At 52.3% G+C, this 22,834-nt stretch carries 26 protein-coding genes; 21 read left to right on the top strand and 5 right to left on the bottom strand.

Features of this window, described 5'->3' with window-relative positions:
* Positions 1–59 precede the first annotated feature (59 nt).
* The 9 genes from hflX (at position 60) to G8S19_RS19970 (ending at position 11,276) form a co-directional block, all read left to right on the top strand.
* Positions 60–1,340 carry a ribosome rescue GTPase HflX gene (gene hflX, locus G8S19_RS20010; protein ID WP_003025589.1) on the top strand — a complete coding sequence of 427 codons (1,281 nt, stop codon included), beginning with the start codon at positions 60–62 and terminating at the stop codon, positions 1,338–1,340.
* Positions 1,341–1,529: 189 nt separating this feature from the next.
* Entirely contained in the window at positions 1,530–2,783 is a 1,254-nt protein-coding gene (gene hflK, locus G8S19_RS20005; RefSeq protein ID WP_048212892.1) for an FtsH protease activity modulator HflK, read from the top strand.
* Positions 2,784–2,785: 2 nt separating this feature from the next.
* Positions 2,786–3,790, top strand: a complete 1,005-nt coding sequence (hflC, locus tag G8S19_RS20000; protein WP_005122169.1) for a protease modulator HflC — start codon at positions 2,786–2,788, stop codon at positions 3,788–3,790.
* A gap of 82 nt (positions 3,791–3,872) precedes the next feature.
* On the top strand, positions 3,873–4,070 hold the full coding sequence (locus tag G8S19_RS19995; RefSeq protein ID WP_005122170.1) for a DUF2065 family protein: 198 nt from the start codon (positions 3,873–3,875) through the stop codon (positions 4,068–4,070).
* A gap of 102 nt (positions 4,071–4,172) precedes the next feature.
* Positions 4,173–5,471 carry an adenylosuccinate synthase gene (purA, locus tag G8S19_RS19990; protein ID WP_005134423.1) on the top strand — a complete coding sequence of 433 codons (1,299 nt, stop codon included), beginning with the start codon at positions 4,173–4,175 and terminating at the stop codon, positions 5,469–5,471.
* A gap of 216 nt (positions 5,472–5,687) precedes the next feature.
* The gene (gene nsrR / locus G8S19_RS19985; RefSeq protein ID WP_005134424.1) at positions 5,688–6,113 is read left to right on the top strand and encodes a nitric oxide-sensing transcriptional repressor NsrR; all 426 of its coding nucleotides are present in this window, start codon (positions 5,688–5,690) and stop codon (positions 6,111–6,113) included.
* Between the two features lie 156 nt (positions 6,114–6,269).
* The gene (rnr, locus tag G8S19_RS19980; RefSeq protein WP_115644001.1) at positions 6,270–8,732 is read left to right on the top strand and encodes a ribonuclease R; all 2,463 of its coding nucleotides are present in this window, start codon (positions 6,270–6,272) and stop codon (positions 8,730–8,732) included.
* 70 nt (positions 8,733–8,802) lie between these two features.
* The gene (gene rlmB, locus G8S19_RS19975) at positions 8,803–9,534 is read left to right on the top strand and encodes a 23S rRNA (guanosine(2251)-2'-O)-methyltransferase RlmB (RefSeq protein ID WP_003830482.1); all 732 of its coding nucleotides are present in this window, start codon (positions 8,803–8,805) and stop codon (positions 9,532–9,534) included.
* Positions 9,535–9,653: 119 nt separating this feature from the next.
* Positions 9,654–11,276: an isovaleryl-CoA dehydrogenase gene (locus G8S19_RS19970; protein WP_115601103.1), complete on the top strand. Its 1,623-nt coding sequence runs from the start codon at positions 9,654–9,656 to the stop codon at positions 11,274–11,276.
* An 85-nt stretch (positions 11,277–11,361) separates the two neighbouring features.
* On the opposite strand, the gene yjfN is transcribed toward G8S19_RS19970, so the two are convergent.
* Positions 11,362–11,637 (bottom strand): DUF1471 family protease activator YjfN, encoded by a 276-nt coding sequence (gene yjfN, locus G8S19_RS19965; protein WP_082193776.1) that lies wholly within the window; start codon positions 11,635–11,637, stop codon positions 11,362–11,364.
* Between the two features lie 147 nt (positions 11,638–11,784).
* A complete protein-coding gene (gene bsmA / locus G8S19_RS19960) occupies positions 11,785–12,114 on the bottom strand; it encodes a biofilm peroxide resistance protein BsmA (RefSeq protein WP_040232967.1) in 330 nt (109 codons plus the stop codon).
* Positions 12,115–12,295: 181 nt separating this feature from the next.
* On the opposite strand from bsmA, the gene yjfP reads away from it, so the two are divergent.
* Positions 12,296–13,045 carry an esterase gene (gene yjfP / locus G8S19_RS19955; protein ID WP_061067102.1) on the top strand — a complete coding sequence of 250 codons (750 nt, stop codon included), beginning with the start codon at positions 12,296–12,298 and terminating at the stop codon, positions 13,043–13,045.
* On the opposite strand, the gene ulaR is transcribed toward yjfP, so the two are convergent.
* The gene (gene ulaR / locus G8S19_RS19950) at positions 13,042–13,797 is read right to left on the bottom strand and encodes an HTH-type transcriptional regulator UlaR (protein WP_061067103.1); all 756 of its coding nucleotides are present in this window, start codon (positions 13,795–13,797) and stop codon (positions 13,042–13,044) included. The two genes, yjfP and ulaR, sit on opposite strands and share 4 nt — an antisense overlap.
* 106 nt (positions 13,798–13,903) lie before the next feature.
* Entirely contained in the window at positions 13,904–14,968 is a 1,065-nt protein-coding gene (gene ulaG, locus G8S19_RS19945) for an L-ascorbate 6-phosphate lactonase (RefSeq protein WP_253685786.1), read from the bottom strand.
* 363 nt (positions 14,969–15,331) lie between these two features.
* On the opposite strand from ulaG, the gene ulaA reads away from it, so the two are divergent.
* Genes ulaA through G8S19_RS19915 form a run of 6 tightly spaced genes read left to right on the top strand, consistent with a single transcriptional unit; the run spans position 15,332 to position 19,740 of the window.
* Positions 15,332–16,729 (top strand): PTS ascorbate transporter subunit IIC, encoded by a 1,398-nt coding sequence (gene ulaA / locus G8S19_RS19940; RefSeq protein ID WP_124020808.1) that lies wholly within the window; start codon positions 15,332–15,334, stop codon positions 16,727–16,729.
* Positions 16,730–16,744: 15 nt separating this feature from the next.
* Complete coding sequence (ulaB, locus tag G8S19_RS19935) at positions 16,745–17,050, top strand: PTS ascorbate transporter subunit IIB (RefSeq protein ID WP_003025655.1); 306 nt, start codon at positions 16,745–16,747, stop codon at positions 17,048–17,050.
* 9 nt (positions 17,051–17,059) lie between these two features.
* Complete coding sequence (gene ulaC, locus G8S19_RS19930; RefSeq protein WP_048212878.1) at positions 17,060–17,527, top strand: PTS ascorbate transporter subunit IIA; 468 nt, start codon at positions 17,060–17,062, stop codon at positions 17,525–17,527.
* 12 nt (positions 17,528–17,539) lie between these two features.
* A complete protein-coding gene (gene ulaD, locus G8S19_RS19925) occupies positions 17,540–18,190 on the top strand; it encodes a 3-keto-L-gulonate-6-phosphate decarboxylase UlaD (RefSeq protein WP_061067104.1) in 651 nt (216 codons plus the stop codon).
* Positions 18,191–18,199: 9 nt separating this feature from the next.
* Positions 18,200–19,054, top strand: coding sequence for an L-ribulose-5-phosphate 3-epimerase (locus G8S19_RS19920; RefSeq protein ID WP_115601097.1), 855 nt, complete (start codon positions 18,200–18,202; stop codon positions 19,052–19,054).
* Positions 19,054–19,740 carry an L-ribulose-5-phosphate 4-epimerase gene (locus G8S19_RS19915; RefSeq protein ID WP_124020792.1) on the top strand — a complete coding sequence of 229 codons (687 nt, stop codon included), beginning with the start codon at positions 19,054–19,056 and terminating at the stop codon, positions 19,738–19,740. Before G8S19_RS19920 ends, G8S19_RS19915 begins: the two co-directional genes overlap by 1 nt.
* Before the next feature lie 134 nt (positions 19,741–19,874).
* Here G8S19_RS19915 and yjfY read toward each other — a convergent pair whose 3' ends face one another.
* Positions 19,875–20,150 (bottom strand): DUF1471 family protein YjfY, encoded by a 276-nt coding sequence (gene yjfY / locus G8S19_RS19910; protein ID WP_003025668.1) that lies wholly within the window; start codon positions 20,148–20,150, stop codon positions 19,875–19,877.
* A gap of 298 nt (positions 20,151–20,448) precedes the next feature.
* On the opposite strand from yjfY, the gene G8S19_RS19905 reads away from it, so the two are divergent.
* The 5 genes from G8S19_RS19905 to rplI all read left to right on the top strand — a co-directional run bounded on the left by G8S19_RS19905 (position 20,449) and on the right by rplI (position 22,811).
* Positions 20,449–21,213 carry a TSUP family transporter gene (locus G8S19_RS19905; protein WP_124020791.1) on the top strand — a complete coding sequence of 255 codons (765 nt, stop codon included), beginning with the start codon at positions 20,449–20,451 and terminating at the stop codon, positions 21,211–21,213.
* A gap of 158 nt (positions 21,214–21,371) precedes the next feature.
* Entirely contained in the window at positions 21,372–21,767 is a 396-nt protein-coding gene (gene rpsF / locus G8S19_RS19895; protein WP_003025672.1) for a 30S ribosomal protein S6, read from the top strand.
* A 6-nt stretch (positions 21,768–21,773) separates the two neighbouring features.
* On the top strand, positions 21,774–22,088 hold the full coding sequence (gene priB / locus G8S19_RS19890; RefSeq protein WP_003025674.1) for a primosomal replication protein N: 315 nt from the start codon (positions 21,774–21,776) through the stop codon (positions 22,086–22,088).
* 4 nt (positions 22,089–22,092) lie between these two features.
* The gene (rpsR, locus tag G8S19_RS19885; RefSeq protein WP_000135199.1) at positions 22,093–22,320 is read left to right on the top strand and encodes a 30S ribosomal protein S18; all 228 of its coding nucleotides are present in this window, start codon (positions 22,093–22,095) and stop codon (positions 22,318–22,320) included.
* 41 nt (positions 22,321–22,361) lie between these two features.
* Entirely contained in the window at positions 22,362–22,811 is a 450-nt protein-coding gene (gene rplI / locus G8S19_RS19880) for a 50S ribosomal protein L9 (protein WP_005134442.1), read from the top strand.
* The last annotated feature ends 23 nt before the right edge of the window (positions 22,812–22,834 follow it).

Here is a 22,834-nt window from a genome sequence, read left to right as displayed (position 1 = left end):
TACACACGGGGAGCCAGCGATCCTGCGTTCCCCGTTGATATATATTAAGGGGTTGACGCTTGTTTGACCGTTATGATGCCGGTGAGCAGGCGGTACTGGTACACATCTATTTTTCGCAAGACAAAGATATGGAAGACCTCCAGGAGTTTGAATCTCTGGTTTCTTCCGCCGGTGTCGAAGCAATGCAGGTGATTACCGGGAGCCGTAAAGCACCGCACCCGAAGTATTTTGTTGGTGAAGGTAAGGCAATCGAAATTGCCGAAGCCGTAAAAGCGACTGGCGCTGCGGTGGTGATTTTTGATCATGCGCTGAGCCCCGCCCAGGAACGTAACCTGGAACAGTTGTGCCAGTGTCTTGTTATCGACAGGACCGGTCTTATTTTAGATATTTTTGCCCAGCGTGCGCGCACCCATGAGGGTAAGTTGCAGGTTGAGCTGGCGCAGTTGCGCCATATGGCTACGCGTCTGGTCCGTGGCTGGACCCACCTTGAAAGGCAAAAGGGCGGGATTGGTTTGCGCGGTCCGGGTGAAACCCAGCTCGAAACCGACCGTCGTTTGCTGCGTAATCGCATTTTGCAAATACAGTCGCGCCTGGAAAAAGTTGAAAAGCAACGTGAGCAGGGGCGGCAGTCGCGCAAGAAAGCGGATGTCCCAACCGTATCACTGGTGGGATATACCAACGCCGGAAAATCCACCCTGTTCAACCAGATAACCGAAGCCCGGGTTTATGCAGCGGACCAGCTGTTTGCGACCCTGGACCCGACGCTGCGCCGAATAGACGTAGCGGACGTCGGTGAAACCGTGCTGGCGGATACCGTAGGGTTTATCCGCCATTTGCCGCACGACCTGGTGGCGGCATTTAAAGCCACCTTGCAGGAAACTCGTCAGGCGACATTGCTGCTGCACGTTATTGATGCAGCAGATTTTCGTGTGCAGGAAAACATCGAGGCCGTCGACACGGTGCTCGAAGAGATCGATGCGCATGAGATCCCGACTCTGTTGGTGATGAATAAAATCGATATGCTGGATGATTTTGAACCGCGTATCGACAGAGATGAAGAGAATAAACCGATTCGCGTTTGGGTTTCAGCGCAAACGGGAATAGGTATACCACAGCTTTTTCAGGCTTTGACAGAGCGACTTTCCGGTGAGGTTGCGCAACATACGTTGCGTTTGCCGCCGCAGGAAGGGCGACTGAGAAGCCGGTTTTACCAACTTCAGGCAATAGAGAAAGAGTGGATGGAGGAGGACGGCAGCGTAGGTCTGCAGGTTCGTATGCCGATCGTAGACTGGCGTCGCCTCTGTAAACAAGAACCGGCACTGGAAGACTATGTTGTCTGACCTGACGGATATGGCCTGAAGATTTTTTCGCCTCTATTCCTCGTGGATTTTATGCGGCAGAAAGGCGGCAAGTCCTGAAATCTCCAGGTGCATAGTCAACTATGTGACTGGGGTTGAAAGATGTAGCCAACGCATCTGCAGCGCAAAAAACGCAGGTATAGCATCGCATAACAAATATGGAGCACAAACATGGCGTGGAATCAGCCCGGTAATAACGGACAAGACCGCGACCCCTGGGGAAGCAGCAAACCTGGCGGCAACCCAGAGGGAAATGGAAACAAAGGTGGTCGCGATCAGGGACCTCCCGATCTGGATGATATCTTCCGCAAACTGAGTAAAAAACTCGGTGGTTTGGGTGGCGGTAAAGGCACGGGTTCTGGTGGTGGTAGTTCATCACAAGGCCCGCGTCCGCAACTGGGCGGCCGAGTCTTTACTATTGCAGCGGCAGCTATCGTCATTATCTGGGCGGCCAGCGGTTTCTACACCATTAAAGAAGCGGAACGTGGCGTGGTGACACGCTTCGGTAAATTCAGCCATCTGGTTGAGCCGGGTCTGAACTGGAAACCGACCTTTATCGACGAAGTGACCCCGGTCAACGTGGAAGCTGTGCGTGAACTCGCCGCATCCGGCGTGATGCTGACATCAGACGAAAACGTCGTGCGCGTTGAAATGAACGTGCAGTACCGTGTGACCGATCCGCAGCGTTACCTGTTTAGCGTAACCAGCGCGGATGACAGTCTGCGTCAGGCAACCGACAGCGCCCTGCGTGGGGTCATCGGTAAATACACCATGGATCGTATCCTGACTGAAGGGCGTACCGTTATTCGTAGCGATACCCAGCGTGAACTGGAAGAAACCATTCGTCCATACAACATGGGTATCACCCTGCTGGACGTCAACTTCCAGGCTGCACGTCCACCGGAAGAGGTAAAAGCGGCGTTTGATGATGCTATCGCAGCGCGTGAAAACGAGCAGCAGTACATCCGTGAAGCAGAAGCGTATACCAACGAAGTTCAGCCACGTGCAAACGGTCAGGCGCAGCGTATTCTGGAAGAAGCGCGTGCGTATAAGACCCAGACCATCCTGGAAGCACAGGGTGAAGTGGCTCGTTTCGCAAAAATTCTGCCGGAATATAAAGCCGCACCGCAGATTACTCGCGAGCGTCTGTATATCGAAACCATGGAAAAAGTGCTGAGCCATACCCGTAAAGTACTGGTTAACGATAAGGGCAGCAATCTGATGGTTCTGCCGTTGGATCAGATGCTGAAAGGTGGTAATGCGCCAGCAGCGAAGAGCGACAGCAGTTCAAATCTGCTGCGTCTGCCACCAGTAACGTCTTCCAGCACTGGGGCAAGCAACACCTCGTCCACCAGTCAGGGCGATATTATGGACCAACGCCGCGCGAACGCGCAGCGTAACGACTACCAGCGTCAGGGGGAATAACGATGCGTAAGTCAGTTATTGCGATTATCATCATCGTTCTGGTAGTTCTGTTCATGTCTGTCTTTGTGGTCAAAGAAGGCGAGCGCGGTATTACACTGCGCTTTGGTAAAGTTCTGCGTGACGATGACAACAAGCCGCTGGTCGTTGCACCAGGCCTGCACTTCAAGATTCCGTTTATTGAATCCGTGAAGATGCTGGATGCGCGTATTCAGACCATGGACAACCAGGCCGATCGCTTTGTCACCAAAGAGAAGAAAGACCTGATCGTTGACTCCTACATTAAGTGGCGTATCAGTGACTTTAGCCGCTACTACCTGGCAACGGGCGGTGGCGATGTTTCTCAGGCAGAAGTGCTGTTGAAACGTAAGTTCTCTGACCGTCTGCGTTCTGAAATTGGTCGTCTGGACGTGAAAGACATCGTTACCGATTCCCGCGGTCGTCTGACCCTGGAAGTTCGTGACGCGCTGAACTCCGGCTCTGCTGGCACGGAAGATGAAGTGGCGACTCCGGCAGCAGATAGCGCGATTGCCGAAGCGGCTGAACGTGTTCAGGCTGAAACGAACGGTAAAGTTCCGGTCATCAACCCGAACAGTATGGCGGCATTGGGCATCGAAGTGGTTGACGTGCGTATCAAGCAAATCAACCTGCCAGCTGAAGTGTCCGAGGCTATTTACAACCGTATGCGCGCTGAGCGTGAAGCGGTAGCGCGTCGCCATCGTTCACAAGGTCAGGAAGAAGCGGAAAAACTGCGTGCAACAGCGGACTATGAAGTCACTAAAACGCTGGCAGAATCTGAGCGCCAGGGCCGCATCATGCGCGGTGAAGGTGATGCAGAAGCCGCTAAATTGTTTGCCGATGCGTTCAGCCAGGATCCTGACTTCTATGCCTTCATCCGTAGCCTGCGCGCTTACGAGAAGAGTTTCGAAGGAAACCAGGATGTGATGGTCATGAGCCCGGACAGCGATTTCTTCCGTTACATGAAGACGCCGAATAGCGCAACACGCTAAAATAGCTCCAGCGGTTTTAGACCAGCAAAACCACCGGCATCCCCAGGGATACGGTGGTTTTCTTTTTATATAAGGACGACGGATGAATTCAACAATTTTGCTGGCGCTCGCGCTGGTTTTGGTGCTGGAAGGCCTGGGCCCTATGCTGTATCCCCGCGCCTGGAAGAAAATGATCTCGGCGATGGCACAACTTCCTGAAAATATTTTACGTCGTTTTGGTGGAGGTCTTGTGGTTGCGGGCGTAGTGGTCTACTACATGTTGAGGAAAACGATTGGCTGAACAATAAGTAGACTAATTTGCAGGATTTTGGATGCAAAAAGTGCTGTATATCTGAAAAAGCGGTGGTAGAATCCATTTTTAAGCAAACGGTGATTTTGAAAAATGGGTAACAACGTCGTCGTACTGGGCACCCAATGGGGTGACGAAGGTAAAGGGAAGATCGTCGATCTTCTGACTGAACGGGCTAAATATGTTGTGCGCTACCAGGGCGGTCACAACGCAGGCCATACTCTCGTAATCAACGGTGAAAAAACCGTCCTCCATCTTATTCCATCAGGTATTCTTCGCGAGAATGTAACCAGCATCATCGGTAACGGTGTTGTACTGTCTCCGTCCGCGCTGATGAAAGAGATGAAAGGGCTGGAAGATCGTGGTATCCCGGTTCGTGAGCGCCTGCTGCTGTCTGAAGCGTGTCCGCTGATCCTTGATTATCATGTTGCGTTGGATAACGCTCGTGAGAAAGCGCGCGGTGAGAAAGCGATCGGCACCACCGGTCGTGGTATCGGCCCGGCTTATGAAGATAAAGTGGCTCGTCGCGGTCTGCGCGTTGGCGATCTGTTTGATAAAGCAACTTTCGCTGAAAAACTGAAAGAAGTGATGGAATATCACAACTTCCAGCTGGTGAATTTCTATAAAGTTGAAGCAGTTGACTACCAGAAAGTGCTGGATGACGTGATGGCAATTGCCGACATCCTGACATCTATGGTTGTTGATGTTTCCGATCTGCTGGACCAGGCGCGTAAGCGTGGCGATTTCGTCATGTTCGAAGGTGCGCAGGGTACGCTGCTGGATATTGACCACGGTACCTATCCGTACGTAACGTCTTCCAACACCACCGCAGGTGGCGTGGCAACCGGCTCCGGCCTGGGTCCGCGTTATGTGGACTACGTTCTGGGTATCATCAAAGCTTACTCTACACGTGTCGGTGCGGGTCCGTTCCCGACTGAGCTGTTTGATGACGTTGGCGAGTTCCTGTGCAAACAAGGTAACGAGTATGGCGCGACCACCGGTCGTCGTCGTCGCACCGGTTGGCTGGACTCCGTTGCTGTGCGTCGCGCAGTACAGATTAACTCCCTGTCTGGCTTCTGCCTGACCAAACTGGACGTACTGGACGGTTTGAAAGAGGTGAAAATCTGTGTCGCTTACCGTATGCCGGATGGTCGTGAAGTCACGACGACTCCGCTGGCAGCTGACGACTGGAAAGGTATTGAGCCGATTTACGAAACCATGCCGGGCTGGTCTGAATCTACCTTCGGCGTGAAGGAACGTAGCGGTCTGCCGCAGGCAGCACTGAACTACATCAAGCGTATTGAAGAACTGACCGGTGTGCCGATTGATATTATCTCAACTGGCCCAGACCGTACTGAAACCATGATCCTGCGCGACCCGTTCGACGCATAATTCTGGTTATAGCGTGGCGTCGAATGGCGCTGCGCTTGCACTATCTTAGGCCGGATGGAGTGCTTTGCAGCAGCATTCGGCTTAAAATCACGTAAGTTCCTCGCTTTTTTCCTTCCTGAACTGAAATAAATTAGCGACCTGGCTGGTGGCTGGTTTATCATCAATATAATTAATACCACCAGGTTTATCCGTTTTATCCCTTTTCCTGAGGTTGATGTGCAGTTAACAAGTTTCACCGATTACGGATTACGTGCGCTAATCTACATGGCGTCACTTCCCGAAGGACGTATGACCAGTATTTCTGAGGTGACAGAAGTCTACGGCGTGTCCCGTAATCATATGGTCAAAATAATCAATCAACTTAGCCGGGCGGGCTTTGTTACTGCTATTCGTGGAAAAAATGGCGGTATCCGCCTGGGCAAACCGGCTAAAGCTATTGGTATTGGTGATGTGGTTCGCGAGCTGGAACCGCTATCGTTGGTCAATTGTAGCAGCGAGTTTTGCCACATTACCCCAGCCTGTCGACTCAAACAGGCGCTTTCTAAGGCAGTGCAAAGTTTTCTCACGGAACTGGACAACTACACACTTGCTGATTTGGTTGAAGAAAATCAACCGCTTTATAAATTATTGCTGGTGGAGTAATGAAGTCCAAAGTATTTCGCGTCGCATCGCGGCGGCAACTGAGCGACTCCCGGGAGCTTACAAAAGTAAGTGACTGAGGGGGAGCAAAGGCAGCCAACAAAGAGGCGTCGTGAAAGACGAAGGAATTCCATCAGAGCTGACAATGGAGGAACCTCGATGTCACAAGATCCTTTCCAGGAACGCGAAGCAGAAAAATACGCGAATCCTATCCCGAGCCGGGAATTTATCCTCGAACATTTAACTAAACGTGAAAAACCGGCCAACCGCGATGAGCTGGCCGCTGAACTCAACATTGAAGGTGAAGAGCAGCAAGAAGCGCTGCGTCGCCGCCTGCGCGCCATGGAGCGTGACGGGCAACTGGTCTTCACCCGCCGTCAGTGCTATGCGCTGCCAGAACGTCTTGACCTGCTGAAAGGCACCGTTATTGGCCACCGTGATGGCTACGGCTTTCTGCGCGTTGAAGGCCGCAAAGATGACCTGTACCTGTCCAGCGAGCAGATGAAAACCTGCATTCATGGCGATCAGGTACTGGCACAGCCGCTGGGCGCGGACCGTAAAGGTCGTCGCGAAGCGCGTATTGTGCGCGTCCTGGTGCCAAAAACCAGCCAGATTGTTGGTCGCTACTTCACCGACGCTGGCGTTGGGTTTGTTGTCCCTGACGACAGCCGCCTGAGCTTCGATATCCTGATCCCGCCGGAAGAGGTGATGGGGGCTCGTATGGGCTTTGTGGTGGTGGTTGAACTCACCCAGCGCCCGACTCGCCGTACCAAAGCGGTGGGTAAAATTGTTGAAGTGCTGGGCGATAATATGGGCACCAGCATGGCCGTTGATATGGCTCTGCGTACTCATGAAATTCCCTATATCTGGCCGCAGGCAGTAGAGAAACAGGTCGCCGGCCTGAAAGAAGAAGTACCGGAAGAAGCGAAAGTCGGGCGTGTTGATTTGCGCGATTTGCCGCTGGTTACTATCGATGGTGAAGATGCGCGTGATTTCGATGATGCCGTCTATTGCGAGAAGAAACGTGGCGGCGGCTGGCGTTTATGGGTGGCGATTGCTGACGTAAGCTATTACGTTCGCCCGCCGACTCCGCTGGACCAGGAAGCCCGCAGCCGTGGCACATCCGTTTACTTCCCGTCGCAGGTTGTTCCGATGCTGCCGGAAGTGCTGTCTAACGGATTGTGTTCGCTCAACCCGCAGGTGGACAGGTTGTGTATGGTCTGCGAAATGACCATTTCGTCGAAAGGCCGTTTAACCGGCTTTAAATTCTACGAAGCGGTCATGAGTTCCCATGCTCGTCTGACTTACACCAAGGTCTGGCACATGCTGCAGGGCGACCAGGAACTGCGTGAGCAGTACGCGCCGTTGGTTAAACACATTGAAGAGCTGCACAACCTCTACAAAGTGCTGGATAAAGCCCGTGAAGAGCGCGGCGGTATCTCGTTTGAAAGTGAAGAGGCGAAGTTTATCTTCAATGCTGAACGCCGTATTGAGCGTATTGAGCAGACGCAGCGTAATGACGCGCACAAGCTGATTGAAGAGTGCATGATCATGGCGAACATCTCAGCGGCGCGATTCGTTGAGAAAGCCAAAGAGCCAGCTCTGTTCCGTATTCACGATAAGCCGACAACCGAAGCGATTAACTCGTTCCGTTCCGTCCTGGCAGAGCTGGGACTGGAGCTGCCAGGTGGCAACAAACCTGAGCCGCGCGATTACGCTGAACTGCTGGAGTCGATTGCTGACCGTCCTGACGCAGAAATGCTGCAAACCATGCTGCTGCGTTCGATGAAGCAGGCGATTTACGATCCGGAAAACCGTGGTCACTTCGGCCTGGCGCTGCAATCTTATGCACACTTTACTTCACCGATCCGTCGTTACCCGGATCTCTCCTTGCACCGGGCGATTAAGTATCTGCTGGCGCAGGAGCAGGGCCATAAAGGCAACACCACGGAAACGGGTGGCTACCATTATTCGATGGAAGAGATGCTGCAACTGGGTCAGCATTGTTCGATGGCCGAGCGCCGTGCTGACGAAGCCACACGCGATGTCTCTGACTGGCTGAAGTGCGACTTCATGCTGGATCAGGTGGGTAATGTCTTCAAAGGCGTGATTGCCAGCGTCACCGGATTTGGTTTCTTTGTCCGTCTTGATGAGCTGTTTATCGACGGTCTGGTGCATGTTTCTTCTCTGGATAACGACTACTATCGTTTCGACCAGGTTGGGCAGCGCCTGACGGGGGAATCCAGCGGTCAAATGTATCGCCTGGGCGATCGCGTTGAAGTTCGCGTGGAAGCGGTCAATATGGACGAGCGTAAAATCGACTTCAGTTTGATCTCCAGCGAACGTGCGCCGCGCAATGAAGGTAAAACCGCGCGCGAAAAAGCGAAAAAAGGCGATGCGGGTAAAAACACCGGTAAACGCCGTCAGATGGGCAAAAAGGTGAATTTCGAGCCGGACAGCGCTTTCCGCGGCGAGAAGAAAGGCAGAGCCAAACCTCAGGCGGATAAGAAAGCGGCTGAGAAGAAAGGCGATAAAAAAGCGAAAAAGCCATCGGCAAAAACGCTTAAAATCGCTGCCGCCACCAAAGCTAAACGTGCGGCGAAAAAGAACGTCGCACAATAACCGCCACAAACAGTAAGTCGGGCAGCCTCGCGTTGCCCGCGTTACGCATAAACTATTAACGAGTATATTCATGAGTGAAATGATTTACGGCATCCATGCGGTGCAGGCTCTGCTGGAACGTGCGCCGGAGCGCTTCCAGGACGTCTTTATTCTCAAAGGTCGTGAAGATAAACGCCTGCTGCCGCTGATCCACGCACTGGAAGCACAGGGTGTTGTCATTCAACTGGCTAACCGTCAGTTTCTGGATGAGAAAAGCGAGGGTGCGGTACATCAGGGAATTATTGCTCGCGTGAAGCCGGGTCGTCAGTATCAGGAGAACGATCTGCCGGATCTGATTGCCACGCTCGATCAGCCGTTCTTTTTGATCCTCGATGGCGTCACTGATCCACATAACCTGGGCGCATGTTTGCGTAGCGCCGATGCTGCCGGCGTGCATGCGGTTATCGTGCCGAAGGATCGTTCTGCGCAGCTGAATGCGACGGCGAAAAAAGTCGCCTGTGGCGCGGCAGAAAGCGTACCGCTGATCCGCGTGACCAACCTGGCGCGCACCATGCGTATGTTGCAGGAAGAGAACATCTGGATCGTTGGTACCGCAGGCGAAGCTGACCATACGTTGTATCAGAGCAAAATGACCGGACGTCTGGCGCTGGTAATGGGTGCAGAGGGCGAAGGTATGCGCCGTCTGACCCGTGAACACTGTGATGAACTGATCAGCATCCCAATGGCCGGGAGCGTTTCATCGCTTAACGTCTCTGTTGCGACGGGAATTTGCCTGTTTGAAGCTGTTCGTCAGCGCGGGTAATTGATTCCTCCTTCTCTTAAGCCATCCTTCGGGATGGCTTTTTTGTGACCTTAATCCCAGGCACTCTCTTCTCGGACTGGCCATACTTAAGGCGACGGCCATTGACGGAGGGAGACACAATGCACTGGCAAACGCATACCGTTTTTAACCAACCTGTACCGCTCAATAACAGCAACTTATACCTGTCAGATGGCGCACTGTGCGAAGCGGTCAATCGCGAAGGCGCAGCTTGGGACAGCGATCTCCTCGCCAGTATTGGTCAGCAGTTAGGGACTGCGGAATCGCTCGAATTGGGTCGGTTAGCTAACGCTTATCCACCCGAACTGTTGCGCTACGACCCGCAGGGGCAGCGGCTGGATGATGTGCGGTTTCATCCCGCATGGCATTTGCTGATGCAGGGATTGTGCGCCAACCGCGTACATAACCTGGCCTGGGAAGAGGAGGCCAGGCAGGGCTCGTTTGTTGCCCGGGCTGCACGTTTTATGCTGCATGCGCAGGTGGAAGCGGGCACCTTGTGTCCGGTGACCATGACGTTTGCCGCCACGCCGCTGTTGCTCCAAATGTTACCTGCACAATTTCACGACTGGTTGACGCCGCTGCTAAGCGACCGTTATGACTCGCATTTACTGCCCGGAGGGCAAAAGCGTGGGTTGCTGATCGGTATGGGGATGACGGAGAAGCAGGGGGGGTCAGATGTGCTGAGCAATACCACTCAGGCAGAACGTCTTGTCGACGGCTCGTATCGGCTGGTGGGACATAAGTGGTTTTTCTCCGTGCCGCAAAGCGATGCCCATTTGGTGCTGGCCCAGGCAAAGGGCGGTTTATCCTGTTTTTTTGTACCGCGATTTTTACCCGATGGGAGCCGGAATGCGATTTGCCTTGAACGACTGAAAGATAAGTTAGGCAACCGCTCCAACGCCAGCTGCGAGGTTGAATTCCACGATGCGATCGGCTGGCTATTGGGTGAAGAAGGGGAAGGTATCCGCCATATCCTGAAAATGGGCGGGATGACGCGTTTTGACTGCGCGCTCGGCAGCCACGGCATGATGCGACGTGCTTTTTCCGTGGCGATTTACCATGCGCATCAGCGGCAGGTATTTGGTAAACCTTTGATCGAACAACCGATGATGCGTCAGGTACTAAGCCGAATGGCGTTGCAACTGGAAGGGCAGACCGCGCTACTGTTTCGGCTGGCGCGAGCCTGGGATCGTCGTACCGATACGAAAGAAGCGCTGTGGGCCAGATTATTCACACCCGCAGCGAAATTTGCCATCTGCAAAAATGGCATGCCGTTCGTTGCCGAGGCGATGGAAGTACTGGGCGGGATTGGCTACTGCGAGGAGAGCGAGCTACCGCGCCTGTACCGTGAGATGCCGGTAAACAGTATCTGGGAAGGCTCCGGCAACATTATGTGCCTTGATGTATTGCGGGTACTTACAAAACAACCCGGCATCTACGATATGCTCAGCGAAGCCTTTGCGGAGGTAAAGGGACAAGATCGGCATTACGATCGAATGGTGCGCAAGCTGCAGCAGCATTTACGTAAACCCAGCGAGGAGTTGGGACGGGAGATTACGCAGCAATTGTTCCTGCTCGGCTGCGGGGCGCAGATGTTGCGTTATGCCTCTCCGCCAGTCGCGCAAGCCTGGTGTCAGATGATGCTGGATACGCGTGGTGTAACACAGTTTTCTGCACAGGTGCAGGGTGATTTGCTGCTGCGGGCGACGGGAGGAATACGGTAATACTATGCCAGATGGCGATGCTGTCGCGTCGTATCCTGTCTACGTTCAATACAGGCAGGATACGTTTACGCCATCCGGCAATCTGTTATGCATAAAGTATGGCCTGTACGCGCCAGTTATCTGGCTGCTGTTCTTCGTACATCTGAATGATCCGATACCATGAGGCACCTTGTTCATCCGCTTTTAACGCGATTACACGTTCTACATCCTGCGGATTCCCTGCAATGTTACTGACAGAGATCAGGCCAATTTCGTTCAGGCCCGTAACGCAGTCAGCACTGGCGAACTCGGCAGACTGCGCCGTTGTACCTACCAGTCCGGCAGAAAACAGCAGTGAGGATAAGGCAAGTGATTGTTTCATCGTCAGCTCCATTATTCGTACCCCTACACATGGCAGGGCATTCCATCGCGATAATAAACCTCAAGCTCCCTGCTGTTGGTTTATTGTGCACAGGTAAACGCATAGGGGCGCAAAGCAATGTAAAGCTGACTAAATTTCAAGCCAATGTTATTTACGATACAAAATAGCTTGTGAATACCATTGGCCTGTCACGATAGTCTCATCAACTAATAAGACAACGTAATAATCAGCTTTAGCCGCGACGGCTTTGGCACGGATCTCTGCCAGCGCATCATCTGGAGAGCCTCTTACCAGCGCATTGACTGTCCCTATTCGCTGCAACCCGTTGCTTTGGTCGCGGCGGATCTCTTGCGGGTGGTCGGCTACGGGCGGTGCAGGTTGTGGTGTACCCTGTAACACGCTACAGGCGCTTAAAAACGTCACCAGCAACAAAGAGGCAAACCGACGCATAACTCTATCTCGTTTCCTGATAGCCATAGTGTAGTGCCTTATTAAATTCCCTTTAGGGGAATGTTCCCGAATTGTTATCTCTCACGCGATTTTCGAATGAAAATGTTGCGAAAGCGTAACCCAGTTCTCAACATTATGAATCATTGCCGAACACATTCGCTTGCGTTAAGTATTGCTGCATGGCATACCAGAAAGAAAGAGGCGACAAATGATCGAAATTGAAACACGACAGTTGGCGGGTATCCCTGTCCTGCACGCCGTTCCGGCTGGCAAACGCGAATGTTCACTCCCTTGTATTATCTTCTATCACGGGTTTACCTCTTCAAGCCTGGTCTACAGCTATTTTGCCGTTGCTCTGGCTCAGGCTGGATTCCGGGTCGTGATGCCAGATGCGGCCGATCATGGTGCCCGCTTCACTAGTGATGCACAGGGGAGAATGTACCGCTTCTGGCAGATTTTGCAGCAAAATATGCAGGAGTTTACGACGTTACGTGCGGCGCTGGTGGCGGAAAATTGGCTATCAGATGAACGACTTGCCGTTGCGGGGGCGTCGATGGGAGGAATGACGGCGTTGGGCATTATGGCCCGCCACCCCGAGGTTAAATGTGTAGCCAGCCTGATGGGGTCGGGCTATTTTACCCGGCTTGCGCAGACGCTTTTTCCCCCTTTACATGTCCAGACGCCAGAGCAGCAGGCGGAGTTCGATGCCGTTATTGCACCGCTCGCCGAATGGGACGTTACGCATCAACTGCAACGCCTGGCCGACAGACCGTTGCTGCTGTGGCATGGACAGGAGGACGATGTGGTTCCGGCTGTGGAAACTTTTCGTTTGCAGCAGGCGTTAATTCAGGCAGGTCTGGATAACCATCTGACCTGCCTGTGGGAAGCGGGTGTCCGACACCGCATTACGCCAGAAGCGCTGGCTGCGACGGTAGCATTTTTCCGCCAGCACCTCTAAACCCGCAAAATGTTCACGCCCTGAGCTTCAAGTTGTTGCAGAATCTCAGGGTTCGCGTTTTTACCGGTAATCAGCGTATCGATTTGATCGGCGCGACTGAACAGCATTCCCGCGCGTTCACCGACCTTACTGCTATCGACCAGTACCACCAGTTTGCCCACCACGTTAAGCATCTTCTGCTCGGCCATCGCGGTCAGCATATCGGTTTTATACAGTCCGTCCGCAGTCAATCCTTTACCGCTGGTAAACATCCAGTGTCCGGCATACAGGCTATTTTCACTGCCTTGTGGGCTAAGCGTGATGGATTGGCTTTTGTTGTATTGCCCGCCCATGATGATCACGCTGTCATGCTCCTGGTCGATCAGATAGTTTGCCAGCGGCAGATAGTTGGTGATGATCTGCACCGGCTTGCCGCACATTTCACGACCCAGCAGGAAAGCGGTCGATCCGCAGTTGATCACCACGCTTTCTCCCGCATTCACAAGCTGGGACGCCGCCTTGGCAATACGGACTTTTTCATCGTGGTTCTGCGCCTGGTGTAAATTCATTGGCGTCCAGCGTGGACGCTGCTGGGTAATGGCTTCTGCGCCGTTGCGGACTTTCTTGAGTTTGCCGCTTTCGTCGAGTTTGTTGATGTCCCTACGCGCCGTTGCGGGTGAAATCCCCAGACGCTCAATTACGTTCTCAACGGTAACAAAGCCCAACTGCGCCAGCATATCCAGCAATATTTGATGTCTTTGTGCTTCAGTCATGAGCTATTCCGATACAAATTGATTTGAAAAGATGATATTTGAAATAGCCTGGAAATACTAAAGTAAAAGGGAAAAAATGCCGGGATAGCCCGGCATTTTGTGTGGATCACAGGAAGGATTTAAACGGTAAATCCGGCTCAATCGTGAAACAGTCATCAAAGCCGCGCGGATAGTGATATTCAAAGTTATCTTTGTCCAGCGGCCAGGTGAATTTGCCGCCTACCTGCCAGATGAATGGCTTAAAGCTATACTTAAGGCGATCTTTTTTCATCTCCCACAGGACGCGGATCTCCTGTGGATCGGCCTGAAAGTTTGACCAGATGTCATGATGGAAAGGGATCACTACTTTTGTATTCAGCGCTTCCGCCATACGCAGCATGTCGGCGCTGGTCATTTTGTCCGTAATCCCACGCGGATTCTCGCCGTAGGAGCCGAGCGCGACGTCGATCTGATATTCGTTGCCATGTTTTGCATAGTAGTTGGAGTAGTGCGAATCACCGCTGTGGTACAGCGTACCGCCCGGCGTTTTGAACAGGTAGTTAACTGCACGTGCATCCATGCCGTCAGGCAGGACGCCTGCTGCTTTTTGATCTGCAGGCAAGGTGATTAATGCAGTACGATCAAACGCGTCGAGCGCATGAATCTCAATATCGTTTACTTTAACTACGTCGCCCGGTTTCACCACGATGCAGCGTTCTTTTGGCACACCCCAACCGATCCACAGATCCACGCAGGTTTGTGGGCCGATAAATGGCACGTCGTCGGCGCAGTTCTGCATGACGGCTGCCGCAACATTCACGTCGATGTGATCGTTATGATCGTGCGTCGCCAGTACCGCATCGATCTGTCGAATGGCAAACGGATCAAGAACAAACGGCGTGGTGCGCAGGTTAGGCTGCAGTTTTTTTACCCCAGCCATACGTTGCATTTGGTGGCCGGTTTTCATCAGCGGGTTGCCGTGACTCTGTTTACCCGTGCCGCACCAGAAATCGACGCAGATGTTAGTCCCGCCTTCCGACTTCAGCCAAATTCCGGTACAGCCAAGCCACCACATAGCGAAAGTGCCTGGTGCGACCTGTTCCTGTTCGATCTCTTCATTCAGCCAGCTTCCCCACTCCGGGAATGTACTCAGGATCCATGATTCACGCGTGATGCTTTTTACTTTACTCATCGCATTTACCTTCATGTTTGTTCAAATTAAATCAATGTGTGATTTGTTTTGATTAATCCTGACATTATTTTTTCATATTGGCAATGGGGGATTTTTGAGCTTTGTGCGGATGACAGAAAAGGTAATGTAATGATTTTAGGTGATTTTACGCTATTCCGCTTGCTGTAATTCATTGATTTAATTGATATTGAATGTCTTTCATAGCATTGAATAATTACCCATTTTTCAAATGTGGTAATTATTTGCGTACTTCATCACATTTAATCAAATTTAATCTTGTTGTGATTACTTTTGAAAATTACAGTGAGTGCACAACATCCTGGCGTGTGGAAAGCCCGGCAACTTCGTCTACTGGAGATCGTTATGGAGATCCTCTACAACATCTTTACCGTCTTTTTTAATCAGGTTATGACCAACGCCCCGCTGTTGCTGGGTATTGTGACCTGTCTTGGCTATATCCTGTTGCGTAAAAGTGTCAGCGTTATCATTAAAGGCACGATCAAAACGATTATCGGTTTTATGCTGCTGCAGGCGGGATCTGGCATTCTCACCAGCACGTTCAAACCGGTAGTGGCGAAGATGTCCGAGGTTTACGGTATCAATGGCGCGATCTCCGATACCTATGCCTCCATGATGGCAACCATCGAACGTATGGGGGATGCCTATAGCTGGGTAGGGTACGCGGTACTGTTGGCGCTGGCGCTAAACATTTGTTACGTACTGCTACGGCGGATTACCGGTATTCGCACCATCATGCTGACCGGGCACATCATGTTCCAGCAGGCGGGCCTGATTGCCGTCTCTCTCTACATCTTTGGTTATTCCATGTGGACGACCATCATCTGCACCGCGGTGCTGGTGTCGCTCTACTGGGGTATTACCTCCAATATGATGTACAAACCGACCCAGGAAGTGACCGACGGTTGCGGTTTTTCCATCGGTCACCAGCAGCAGTTCGCCTCGTGGATTGCCTACAAAGTCGCGCCTTACCTGGGTAAGAAAGAGGAGAGCGTGGAAGATCTCAAGCTGCCAGGCTGGTTGAATATCTTCCATGACAACATCGTTTCTACCGCGATAGTGATGACCATTTTCTTCGGCGCGATCCTGCTCTCTTTTGGCATTGATGTGGTTCAGGCGATGGCGGGTAAAACCCACTGGACAGTCTATATCCTGCAGACTGGTTTTTCGTTCGCCGTCGCTATTTTCATCATCACCCAGGGAGTACGTATGTTCGTTGCTGAACTTTCAGAAGCGTTCAACGGTATCTCTCAACGTTTGATTCCCGGCGCGGTGCTGGCCATCGACTGCGCGGCGATTTATAGCTTTGCTCCTAACGCGGTGGTCTGGGGCTTTATGTGGGGCACTATCGGCCAACTGATTGCGGTGGGCATCCTTGTGGGCTGCGGCTCCTCCATCCTGATTATCCCAGGCTTTATCCCGATGTTCTTCTCGAACGCCACTATCGGCGTATTTGCTAACCACTTTGGCGGCTGGCGCGCGGCGCTCAAGATTTGCCTGGTGATGGGGATGATCGAAATCTTTGGCTGCGTCTGGGCGGTGAAGCTTACCGGTATGAGTGCCTGGATGGGCATGGCGGACTGGTCAATTCTGGCGCCGCCGATGATGCAGGGTTTCGCCTCCATCGGCATCGTGTTTATGGCCGTCATTATTCTGATTGCACTGGCTTATATGTTTTTCGCAGGGCGTACGTTGCGCGCTGAGGAAGACGCAGAAAAACAACTGGCAGAACACTCTGCTTAAAAAGGAGTTCCGATTATGACCGTACGTATTCTGGCTGTATGTGGCAATGGGCAGGGCAGTTCCATGATCATGAAAATGAAGGTGGATCAGTTTTTAACCCAGTCAAATATCGACCATACGGTAAACAGCTGTGCCGTGGGGGAATACAAAAGTGAACTGAGCGGCGCAGATATCATCATCGCCTCTACTCATATTGCCGGCGAGATTACCGTATCTGGCAATAAATATGTTGTCGGCGTGCGCAACATGCTGTCTCCCGCCGATTTTGGACCAAAACTGCTGGAAGTGATCAAAGCGCATTTCCCACAGGATGTGAAGTAAGGACGCACCATGAAATTACGTGATTCGCTGGCAAACAATAATTCCATCCTTTTACAGGCCGAGGCCAGCACCTGGCAGGAAGCGGTAAAGCTTGGCGTGGATCTGCTGGTTAAGGCTGATGTGGTTGAACCACGCTACTACCAGGCCATCCTCGACGGAGTAGAACAGTTTGGCCCGTACTTTGTGATTGCGCCGGGCCTTGCTATGCCGCATGGACGTCCGGAGGAAGGGGTTAAGAAAACCGGTTTTGCGCTGGTGACGCTGAAAACGCCGCTGGTGTTTAACCACGAAGATAACGACCCGGTCGATATTCTGATCACGATGGCGGCAGTTGACGCCAACACGCATCAGGAAGTGGGCATTATGCAGATCGTGAATCTGTTTGACGACGAAGCCAATTTCGACCGTTTACGCGCCTGCCGCACCGCGCAGGAAGTGCTGGATTTAATTGATAACGCCACTGCGGCGGCTGTTTAAAAGGATACCAAAATGTCATTACCTATGTTGCAGGTAGCGCTGGATAACCAATCAATGTCTTCCGCGTATGAAACGACGCGTCTGATTGCCGAAGAGGTCGATATCATTGAGGTGGGTACGATTCTTTGCGTGGCAGAGGGCGTTCGTGCCGTTCGCGATCTGAAGGCGCTTTACCCGCATAAAATAGTGCTGGCGGACGCTAAAATTGCCGACGCGGGCAAAATCCTCTCCCGCATGTGTTTCGAAGCCAACGCTGACTGGATTACTGTCATCTGCTGTGCCGATATCAACACCACCAAGGGTGCGCTGGAGGTGGCGAAAGAATTTAACGGTGACGTACAGATTGAACTGACCGGCTACTGGACCTGGGAGCAGGCGCAGGAGTGGCGTGACGCGGGTATTGGGCAAGTTGTCTATCACCGCAGTCGTGATGCGCAGGCGGCAGGCGTGGCGTGGGGAGAGGCGGATATCAGTGCGATCAAGCGACTGGCCGATATGGGCTTTAAAGTTACCGTTACTGGTGGTCTGGCGCTGGAGGATCTGCCGCTGTTCAAAGGGATCCCGATTCACGTCTTTATCGCTGGTCGCAGCATTCGCGACGCGGCTTCTCCGGTTGAGGCCGCTCGTCAGTTTAAACGTTCCATCGCCCAGCTGTGGGGATAAGGAGCGGCTATGTTGTCGAAACAGGTCCCGCTCGGTATTTATGAAAAAGCACTCCCCGGCGGGGAGTGCTGGCTCGAACGCTTGCAACTGGCGAAGGAACTGGGCTTTGACTTTGTCGAAATGTCGGTTGATGAAACCGATGCCCGTCTGGCGCGTCTTGACTGGAATCGCGAGCAGCGACTGGCGCTGGTGGCGGCTATCGCCGAGACAGGGATACGAGTACCGTCCATATGCCTGAGCGCTCATCGTCGTTTCCCGCTTGGCAGCGAAGATGATCGGGTGCGCGAACAGGGGCTGGAAATTATGCGTAAAGCCATTCAGTTTGCGCAGGATATTGGTATTCGCGTTATTCAACTGGCGGGTTACGACGTCTATTACCAGCAGGCCAATAACGAAACGCGTCGTCGGTTTCGCGATGGGCTAAAAGAGAGCGTGGAGATGGCGAGCCGTGCGCAGGTGACGCTGGCGATGGAAATCATGGATTATCCGCTGATGAATTCGATCAGCAAGGCGTTGGGTTACGCCCACTATCTCAACAATCCGTGGTTCCAGCTGTATCCCGATATTGGCAATTTGTCGGCGTGGGATAACGACGTGCAGATGGAACTGCAGGCTGGGGTAGGCCATATCGTCGCGGTACACGTGAAGGATACCAAACCTGGCGTATTCAAAAATGTGCCGTTTGGTGAAGGAGTCGTTGATTTCGAACGTTGTTTTGCGACGCTCAAACAGAGTGGATACTGCGGGCCATACCTGATTGAGATGTGGAGTGAAACGTCGGATGACCCGGTTCGTGAAGTTGCGAAGGCGCGCGATTGGGTGAAAACGCGTATGGCCAACGCAGGTCTGGTGGAGGCGGTGTAATGCAAAAACTTAAACAGCAGGTTTTTGAGGCTAACATGGATCTGCCGCGCTACGGGCTGGTGACATTTACCTGGGGCAACGTCAGCGCCATTGACCGCGAGCGCGGGCGGGTGGTGATCAAGCCCAGCGGCGTCGCCTACGAGCACATGACCGTTGATGATATGGTCGTGGTCGATATGTCAGGGAAGGTGATAGAAGGCGGCTTTCGTCCTTCTTCCGATACCGCCACCCATCTGGCGCTCTACCAGCGTTATCCGTCGCTGGGCGGAGTCGTGCATACGCACTCTACTCATGCCACGGCCTGGGCGCAGGCGGGGCTGGCGATCCCGGCACTGGGTACCACTCACGCGGACTACTTCTTTGGCGATATCCCTTGTACCCGAGCATTAACTGAAGCTGAAGTGCAGGGCGAGTATGAGCTGAATACCGGCAAGGTGATCATTGAAACGCTGAGCAACGTAGAACCACTGCATACGCCGGGTATTGTGGTGTATCAGCACGGTCCCTTTGCCTGGGGTAAAGATGCTCACGACGCAGTACATAACGCTGTTGTGATGGAAGAGGTGGCAAAAATGGCATGGATTGCGCGTGGCATTAACCCGGCTCTCAGCGCTATTGACGGTTATCTGATGAATAAGCACTTCATGCGTAAGCACGGCCCAAACGCCTATTACGGGCAGAAGTAAGAAAAAACGTTCCGAAGCCAACTCTTCATGGGGATAAGATCGGTCTGGCTTCGGGATTTTTTTGCAAAAAAAAAGCCCCCAGTGAAGGGGGCAAGTCAAACTGTGGCAATGTTCTCGTTGGTTATTTCTGGGTGCTAGCGATAAATATCTGCACTGGCGTGCATATTTCCGTTACTACCGGGTTCCCTGGTGAGGATCACGTGATAGTAGGTTGCGCCTTGCGCATCGGTTTCTTCATTCAGGGCCTGAGTGGCTTCACTTTCAGTGGCGAAGTTATGATTTATGTAAATAACGCCTAAGCTCTGCACATCATCCATATTCCTGGCCTGATGATTGTCAATTTTGATGGCTGCCGTTGCATTTGCACTGAGCAAAAGTACAGCCAGAAGGGTCAAAACACGGGCTCGCATAGGTACCTCCTCGACTGCGGTCTCTGGTTAGCTCTCTCCTGTGAGTGGATAACTTCTGATTTAATTTTAACCGCTGCCGGCGCAGTCGATAGCGACCATTTCTGATGCAGTTGTTCAAAAAATTACCGCAAAGCCATCTTTTCTTTAATTAACAATCAGCTGATGCCTTCCGCTGCGGTTAAAAATACCTGCCTTACGCGCATAAGCTCTTACCAAATAGTCAATTTAATCGGGTGAGTACGCCGTTTATAGTGAGCCAGATAATTAATATAACTTTATGATAATAAGGCAAAAACTTATGGATACTTCATTCATGGATTTCAGCTACTTTGTGATTATGTTTATGGTCGCGCTGGTGGCAGGCTTTATTAACGTGGTGTCAGGTGGCGGCGGGTTTCTTTCTATTGGCGCATTACTGATTTCCGGTTTACCCCCGGCTAACGCGCTGGCAACCAATAAGATTCAGGCGTTGGGCAGTTCGCTGACCTCCGGAATTTACTTTTTACGCCGGGGACATATTAATGTGCAGGAACACAAATATGTCTTTTTATCTGCCTTTATCGGTTCTGCGCTGGGCACGACCCTTATCCAGTTTATTGAGCCGGACGTGTTGAAGAAACTGCTGCCGATCCTGATAATCGCGGTCGCCATCTACTTTATTTCTGCGCCTAATCTTAGCGAACCGAAAAGAAAGCAGCAGGTATCCCTGTTTATCTTCTCGTTGATCTGCGGGGGAGGTATTGGGTTTTATGATGGTTTTCTCGGTGCCGGGGCCGGCTCATTTTATACGCTCTGCTACATCCTGCTGTGGGGATACAGCATCGATAAGGCGCAAATTCACTCGAATTTTATCAACCTGGCGTCGAACATTGCCTCGATTCTGTTCTTCATTTTCGGGGGTAAAATGATCTGGTCGCTGGGGCTGGTGATGTTTGCCGGGCAATCCCTTGGCGCACGTCTTGGCGCGACAGTCGTACTGACGCGCGGGAAGAAAGTTATCCGGCCGATGATTGTCATTGTCTCCATTTGCATCAGCGTCAAAATGCTGCTGGATATGTATTAATGGCGACACGATAAATAATCGTACAAGCACCTTGAGTTTAGCGGCTGACCCCAGTATTATGACGCGTCATTTTTCAGCCGACCTTTAACACGTTCCTTGCCTCCATGGGCCTCGGCTGACCCAGACAGGAGGCTGAATAATCCGTAAGGAGCAATTCGATGCGTCATTACGAAATCGTTTTTATGGTCCATCCTGACCAGAGCGAACAGGTTCCGGGTATGATCGAACGCTACACTGCTGCCATCACTGGTGCAGAAGGCACGATCCACCGTCTGGAAGACTGGGGCCGCCGTCAGCTGGCTTACCCGATCAACAAACTGCACAAAGCTCACTACGTTCTGATGAACGTTGAAGCGCCGCAGGAAGTGATCGATGAGCTGGAAACTACCTTCCGCTTCAACGATGCCGTTATCCGCAGCATGGTTATGCGTACTAAACACGCTGTTACCGAAGCATCTCCGATGGTTAAAGCGAAAGACGAGCGTCGTGAACGTCGCGATGATTTCGCTAACGAAACCGCAGATGATGCTGAAGCTGGGGATTCTGAAGAGTAATTTCTGATGACCAACCGTCTGGCGCTGTCCGGCACCGTGTGCAGGGCTCCCCTTCGAAAGGTCAGTCCATCAGGAATTCCTCATTGCCAGTTCGTGCTTGAGCATCGTTCTGTGCAGGAGGAAGCCGGGTTTCACCGGCAGGCGTGGTGCCAAATGCCCGTTATTATTAGCGGACACGAAAACCAGGCCATTACTCACAGTATAACGGTCGGTAGCGCAGTGACCGTTCAGGGGTTCATCTCTTGCCACAAGGCAAAGAACGGCCTGAGCAAAATGGTTCTGCATGCCGAGCAGATTGAATTGATAGATTCTGGAGACTAGCCATATGGCACGTTATTTCCGTCGTCGCAAGTTCTGCCGTTTCACCGCGGAAGGCGTTCAAGAGATCGACTATAAAGATATCGCTACGCTGAAAAACTACATCACCGAAAGCGGTAAGATTGTCCCAAGCCGTATCACCGGTACCCGTGCAAAATACCAGCGTCAGCTGGCTCGCGCTATCAAACGCGCTCGCTACCTGTCCCTGCTGCCGTACACTGATCGTCATCAGTAATCGGTCACGGTCCATTAATACGACTTTGAGAGGATAAGGTAATGCAAGTTATTCTGCTTGATAAAGTAGCAAACCTGGGTAGCCTGGGTGATCAGGTTAACGTTAAAGCGGGCTATGCTCGTAACTTCCTGGTACCACAGGGTAAAGCTGTTCCTGCTACCAAGAAAAACGTTGAATTTTTCGAAGCGCGTCGCGCTGAACTGGAAGCCAAACTGGCTGACGTTCTGGCCGCTGCTGAAGCTCGTGCTGAGAAAATCAACGCACTGGAAACCGTAACCATCGCGTCTAAAGCTGGCGACGAAGGTAAACTGTTCGGTTCCATCGGTACGCGCGACATCGCTGACGCTGTAACTGCAGCTGGCGTTGAAGTTGCTAAGAGCGAAGTTCGTCTGCCGAACGGCGTTCTGCGTACCACTGGTGAGCACGAAGTGAGCTTCCAGGTTCACAGCGAAGTGTTTGCTAAGCTGACTGTAAACGTAGTTGCAGAATAAGTTTTTATTCTGATGACCGCGTA

The sequence above is a fragment of the Citrobacter sp. SX206 genome, from assembly GCF_024181025.1.
Taxonomy (GTDB): domain Bacteria; phylum Pseudomonadota; class Gammaproteobacteria; order Enterobacterales; family Enterobacteriaceae; genus Citrobacter; species Citrobacter youngae.
The sequence above is the reverse complement of the archived record's forward strand: the minus strand, read 5'-3'. Positions and strand labels throughout refer to the sequence as shown.